3 protein-coding genes are annotated in these 3,184 nt (G+C 65.5%); 1 reads left to right on the plus strand and 2 read right to left on the minus strand.

What is annotated here, in order from left to right:
- Positions 1-177: 177 nt before the first annotated feature.
- Positions 178-1,047: an alpha/beta fold hydrolase gene (locus AWB82_RS36360; RefSeq protein WP_086974066.1), complete on the minus strand. Its 870-nt coding sequence runs from the start codon at positions 1,045-1,047 to the stop codon at positions 178-180.
- Between the two features lie 104 nt (positions 1,048-1,151).
- On the opposite strand from AWB82_RS36360, the gene AWB82_RS36365 reads away from it, so the two are divergent.
- Positions 1,152-2,003, plus strand: coding sequence for a LysR substrate-binding domain-containing protein (locus tag AWB82_RS36365; RefSeq protein ID WP_086974068.1), 852 nt, complete (start codon positions 1,152-1,154; stop codon positions 2,001-2,003).
- On the opposite strand, the gene AWB82_RS36370 is transcribed toward AWB82_RS36365, so the two are convergent.
- Positions 1,981-3,042: a phytoene/squalene synthase family protein gene (locus AWB82_RS36370; protein ID WP_086974067.1), complete on the minus strand. Its 1,062-nt coding sequence runs from the start codon at positions 3,040-3,042 to the stop codon at positions 1,981-1,983. The two genes, AWB82_RS36365 and AWB82_RS36370, sit on opposite strands and share 23 nt — an antisense overlap.
- Positions 3,043-3,184 lie beyond the last annotated feature (142 nt).

Raw genomic sequence — 3,184 nt, forward strand, 5'->3', positions numbered from 1 at the left:
ACGCTGAAGGGACAGGCGCTCGCGGGTTATATCGACGCGAAGAGCGGCCGCCGGCTCGCGTTCGCGCTGATCGTGAACAACGTGCCGATCACCGATGTGCCCGACATCATCAACGTGTTCAACGACGAAGGCACGATCGCGGCGAACATCTGGAAGCTGCAGTAAGCCTCGCTTGGCTCACCACGCGCCGGCGAACGCCAGCACCGCGCGATTGAACGCGCCCGGGCTCGCCGCGTTCATGCCGTGCGACGCGCGCGCGATGGTCTGACGCTCCGCAAACTCGATCCACTCGTCGAGCTTCTCGACGTTGTTGCGGAACATGCGCGGGCTTTTCTCGCCATCGATCAGGAGCGTGCGGCACTTGATGTCGCGCGCCGCTTCGCGCGTGTACGCGGGCAAGGGATCGCGGAATTGCTTGGGCAGCGTGAGCGCGTTGTCGAGCGCCATGCGCCGGAAGCTCTCCGTGCTCTTCTTCCAGAAGCCCGGCATGCTCACCGAATCCACGAACATTTCGAGGCCACGGTCGAATTCGCCCTGTTCGATCAGTTCGGCCACGCGCGCGCGCAGCGCGTTGGTCGCGGGCGGCAGCGCGGCGGGCGAGGCCTGCGGCGCGGTCTGGAGCGGACCGCCCGGATCGGCGAGCGTGAGCGTTTTCACGAGCCGCGGATACTCGCGCGCCAGATTGAACGCGATGCAGCCGCCGCGCGAATGCCCGACGAGATGCACCGGCGCGAGATCGAGCGATTCGATGAACTCCGCCATTTCCGCGACGTGCGCTTCCCAGCCGAACTCGCCCTGCACGAACGCATCGACGGCGGGCCAGTAATGCGACAGGCTCGGCGCGATCACGCGAAAGTGCTTCGCGAGCGGCAGAATCTGCGCGTCCCAGTAACGGTAATCGCACAACGAGCCGTGTACGAAGACGAGCGGCTCGCCCTCGCCGCACTCGATAAACGGCACGGAAACGCCCGATTTCGTCGTGGCGAACGAAGGTTCAGGCAAGCCTTGCACTGCGGTGAGGACGGAGAGATCGGTTCGCGCGTTCATGAGTAAGCTCCTTGGATGCGACTATGCGCCGCGCCGAAGCAAAAGAAAAACGCATAATTTTGATAGAATCGTTCAGATTTTCTGATAGCAAACGGTCGTTCACCATGAAAGCGCTAGATCTGGACGTTCTCTCGATGATCATCGCCGTCGCGGATACCGGCAATATCAGCCGCGCGGCGGAACTCGTGCATCGCTCGCAATCGGCGGTCAGCATGCAGATCAAGACGCTGGAAACCGCGCTCGGCAAGGCGCTGTTCGTGCGCAAGCCGCGCAGCGTTGTGCCGACGCAAGACGGCGAGGTGCTGCTCACCTACGCGCTCCGCATGATCGCGCTGCGCGACGAGGCGTGGGCGGCGGTCGTGCGTCCGGACGTGACCGGGCGCGTGGTGATCGGCGTGCCGGACGATTACGCGTCGTCGCTCTTTCCGCCCATCCTCAAGAAATTCTCGGCGACGTACCCGAAGGTCGAGATTCAGGTGGTCGGCCTGCCGAGCCTCGCGCTCGCGCCGATGGTGAAAGACGGTTCGGTCGATCTCGTCTGCGCGACGCGCGTGAAGGGTCTGTCGGGCGAATTTCTGCGCCACGAGCCGATGGTCTGGGCCGCCGCGCCCGGCGCGACCGAAATCTGGAAGGAACGGCCCTTGCCGATCGCCGTGTTCCTGCCGGGCAGCGTCGCGCGCGAGAACGCGATCCGCAGCCTGGAACGCGCGCGCATCGCCTATCGCACCTCGTATGAGAGCCCGAGCCTTCTCGGTCTGCTGACGATGGCCGAAGCCGGCCTCGCCGTGACGCCGCTCGCGAAGTGCGCGGTGCCGGCGCATTTCACGCTGCTCGGGGCGGCGCAAGGGCTGCCCGACATCGGCACGCTCGAAGTGGTGCTGGCGCGCAGCGCGGCGTCCAAACGCCCGCCGTGCGACTTTCTCGCCGAGCGCATCATGGCCGAGTTGCGGCGCTGATCTCGGCTTCGATCGCCTGCACGCGGCGTGAGGTCCACGCGCGCAACATGCCGTTCGACGCGACCATCGGCAACGACGCCGCCATGATCCGGTACACGTCGTTGCGGCGCACCTTCGAGACGTTTTGCGGATCGAGCCACGCATCGTTACGCGCGAGCAGCACGAGCGTTTCGAGGCCGATCATGATCGGCCAGAGACAGGCGAGACGCAGACGGATCGCGCTCGACGGAATCGCGAGCGTGTAATCGACCGCGTCCTGAAACATGGCGAGCGACGAGCGCAGCAATTCGAACAGCACGGGCCGCGCGCGCGCCGACGTTTCCGGTCGCAACAAATCCTGCGGTGTCAGTTGATGACGCGCGAGCATCGATTCGGGCAGATAGCATCGGCCGATGCGCAGATCCTTCGCGCAATCGCGCAGCACGTTCGTCATCTGCAGCGCCTTGCCGAAGCGCACGCCGAGCGCGAGCATCGTGTCGGGCGCGGCCTTGAGCGTGCCGGGCATGTGCGCGTAAGTCATCTTCGTCCAGAACTCGCCGACGCATCCCGCGACCAGATACGTGTAGCGATCCAGCTCGCCGAACTCCGGCAACGCGACGATTGCGCCCGATGTCTCGTCGGGGAACGTGCGCAGATCGAACTCCATGCCGGTGCTCAGCGTCGTGACGATGTCCTGGACAGCGGCCCGATCCTCGGCGCCGAGTTGCGGCAGGATCGCGAGCGCCGCATCGAGCGATTCGAGCAACGCGCGTTCATCGGGCTGCGCCTGCTGACCCGCGACTTCGCCCGCGATGCGCGCGAGCGCGCCGTCGTCGGGCGCGCCGTTGACTTGTGCGCGCAGCGAAAGCAGCAATTCCAGCCGGCGCTGCGGGGAAACTAGCGAGGTATCCGCGATCGTATCGGCCGCGCGCGCGAGCAGATACGCGAGCCCGATGGGGTCGCGCATGCCCGCCGGCAAAATGCGCAGCGTGAGATAAAACGACCGCGACACGCTTTTTAGAAGCGGGCCCAGCAAAAAGGCCCGGGGGGAATGGTTCATGAATTGGATCGGATGACGTCGGCCGGACGCGCGCTGATCGCGCGCCGCCGCATTGTATCCGTCCGCGCCGGATCACATTCGCCCCGTCCCGGGCAACGCCTTGCTCAGTCTCGCGGCCCATAGTCGAGCTTCGGATACCAGT

Origin of the sequence: Caballeronia glebae (assembly GCF_001545035.1) — a bacterium.
Taxonomy (GTDB): Bacteria; Pseudomonadota; Gammaproteobacteria; order Burkholderiales; family Burkholderiaceae; genus Caballeronia; species Caballeronia glebae.

Excerpts from the sequence above, each read along its gene's own strand:
- AWB82_RS36360 (WP_086974066.1), bottom strand. The coding sequence starts at position 1,047 with ATGAACGCGCGAACCGATCTCTCCGTCCTCACCGCAGTGCAAGGCTTG.
- AWB82_RS36365 (WP_086974068.1), top strand. The coding sequence starts at position 1,152 with ATGAAAGCGCTAGATCTGGACGTTCTCTCGATGATCATCGCCGTCGCG.
- AWB82_RS36370 (WP_086974067.1), bottom strand. The coding sequence starts at position 3,042 with ATGAACCATTCCCCCCGGGCCTTTTTGCTGGGCCCGCTTCTAAAAAGC.